Origin of the sequence: Sporosarcina sp. SG10008, assembly GCF_044569405.1 — a bacterium.
GTDB classification, from domain to species: Bacteria; Bacillota; Bacilli; order Bacillales_A; family Planococcaceae; genus Sporosarcina; species Sporosarcina psychrophila.
Map to the genome: position 1 here is coordinate 4080001 of NZ_CP172607.1, position 2500 is coordinate 4082500.

General features: G+C 53.0%; 2 rRNA genes (both running past the window's edge). Both read right to left on the reverse strand.

What is annotated here, in order from left to right:
* A 5S ribosomal RNA gene (gene rrf / locus ACGLYD_RS19185) occupies positions 1–47 on the reverse strand; it reaches 69 nt to the left of the window's first position.
* Between the two features lie 81 nt (positions 48–128).
* Positions 129–2500: ribosomal RNA gene (locus ACGLYD_RS19190) — 23S ribosomal RNA — on the reverse strand (it continues 560 nt past the right edge of the window).

Genomic DNA, 2500 nt, shown 5'->3' on the forward strand with positions numbered 1-2500 from the left:
GTGTTCGGGATGGGAACGGGTGTGACCTCTTCGCAATCGTCACCAGACTCTTTGAGCTTGTTCGCTCAAAACTGAATAAAACAGACATTGTGCTACACAAAATCAGGGTAATCAAGCCCTTTTCAAAATTGGTTAAGTCCTCGATCGATTAGTATCCGTCAGCTCCACACGTCGCCGTGCTTCCACCCCAGACCTATCAACCTCATCTTCTTTGAGGGATCTTACTTACTTGCGTAATGGGAAATCTCATCTCGAGGGGGGCTTCATGCTTAGATGCTTTCAGCATTTATCCCGTCCATACATAGCTACCCAGCGATGCCTTTGGCAAGACAACTGGTACACCAGAGGTATGTCCATCCCGGTCCTCTCGTACTAAGGACAGCTCCTCTCAAATTTCCTGCGCCCGCGACGGATAGGGACCGAACTGTCTCACGACGTTCTGAACCCAGCTCGCGTACCGCTTTAATGGGCGAACAGCCCAACCCTTGGGACCGACTACAGCCCCAGGATGCGATGAGCCGACATCGAGGTGCCAAACCTCCCCGTCGATGTGGACTCTTGGGGGAGATAAGCCTGTTATCCCCGGGGTAGCTTTTATCCGTTGAGCGATGGCCCTTCCATGCGGAACCACCGGATCACTAAGCCCGTCTTTCGACCCTGCTCGACTTGTAGGTCTCGCAGTCAAGCTCCCTTATGCCTTTGCACTCTACGAATGATGTCCAACCATTCTGAGGGAACCTTTGGGCGCCTCCGTTACTCTTTAGGAGGCGACCGCCCCAGTCAAACTGCCCGCCTGACACTGTCTCCTGCCCCGATAAGGGGCATGGGTTAGAAGTCCAATACAGCCAGGGTAGTATCCCACCAACGCCTCATCCGAAGCTAGCGCTCCGGAATCCAAGGCTCCTACCTATCCTGTACAGGCTGCACCGGAATTCAATATCAGGTTACAGTAAAGCTCCACGGGGTCTTTCCGTCCTGTCGCGGGTAACCTGCATCTTCACAGGTATTATAATTTCACCGAGTCTCTCGTTGAGACAGTGCCCAGATCGTTACGCCTTTCGTGCGGGTCGGAACTTACCCGACAAGGAATTTCGCTACCTTAGGACCGTTATAGTTACGGCCGCCGTTTACTGGGGCTTCAATTCGAAGCTTCGCTTGCGCTGACCTCTCCTCTTAACCTTCCAGCACCGGGCAGGCGTCAGCCCCTATACTTCACCTTGCGGTTTTGCAGAGACCTGTGTTTTTGCTAAACAGTCGCCTGGGCCTATTCACTGCGGCTCTCTCGGGCTTTAACACCCTACCAGAGCACCCCTTCTCCCGAAGTTACGGGGTCATTTTGCCGAGTTCCTTAACGAGAGTTCTCTCGATCACCTTAGGATTCTCTCCTCGCCTACCTGTGTCGGTTTGCGGTACAGGCACCTCCCGCCTCGCTAGAGGCTTTTCTTGGCAGCGTGAAATCAGGGACTCAGGGATAAATCCCCTTGCTGTAACAGCTCAATGTTATAGGAACGGGATTTGCCTCATTCCACACCTCACTGCTTAGACGCGCATAACCAACAGCGCGCTCACCCTATCCTACTGCGTCACCCCATTGCTCAAACGGCGGGGAGGTGGTACAGGAATATCAACCTGTTGTCCATCGTCTACGCCTTTCGGCCTCAACTTAGGTCCTGACTAACCCTGAGCGGACGAGCCTTCCTCAGGAAACCTTGGGCATTCGGTGGAAGGGATTCTCACCCTTCTTTCGCTACTCATACCGGCATTCTCACTTCCAAGCGCTCCACCAGTCCTTACGGTCTAGCTTCGACGCCCTTGGAACGCTCTCCTACCACTGACATCTAAGATGTCAATCCACAGTTTCGGTGATTCGTTTAGCCCCGGTACATTTTCGGCGCAGCGCCACTCGACCAGTGAGCTATTACGCACTCTTTAAATGATGGCTGCTTCTAAGCCAACATCCTGGTTGTCTGGGCAACGCCACATCCTTTTCCACTTAACGAATACTTGGGGACCTTAACTGGTGGTCTGGGCTGTTTCCCTCTCGACTACGGATCTTATCACCCGCAGTCTGACTCCCAAACATAAATCATCGGCATTCGGAGTTTGTCTGAATTCGGTAACCCGGGATGGGCCCCTAGTCCAAACAGTGCTCTACCTCCGAGATTCTTAAGTTTGAGGCTAGCCCTAAAGCTATTTCGGAGAGAACCAGCTATCTCCAGGTTCGATTGGAATTTCACCGCTACCCACACCTCATCCCCGCACTTTTCAACGTACGTGGGTTCGGGCCTCCAGTAAGTGTTACCTTACCTTCACCCTGGACATGGGTAGATCACCTGGTTTCGGGTCTACGACCCCATACTCTATCGCCCTATTCAGACTCGCTTTCGCTGCGGCTCCGCATTCACTGCTTAACCTTGCATGGAATCGTAACTCGCCGGTTCATTCTACAAAAGGCACGCCATCACCCATTAACGGGCTCTGACAACTTGTAGGCACATGG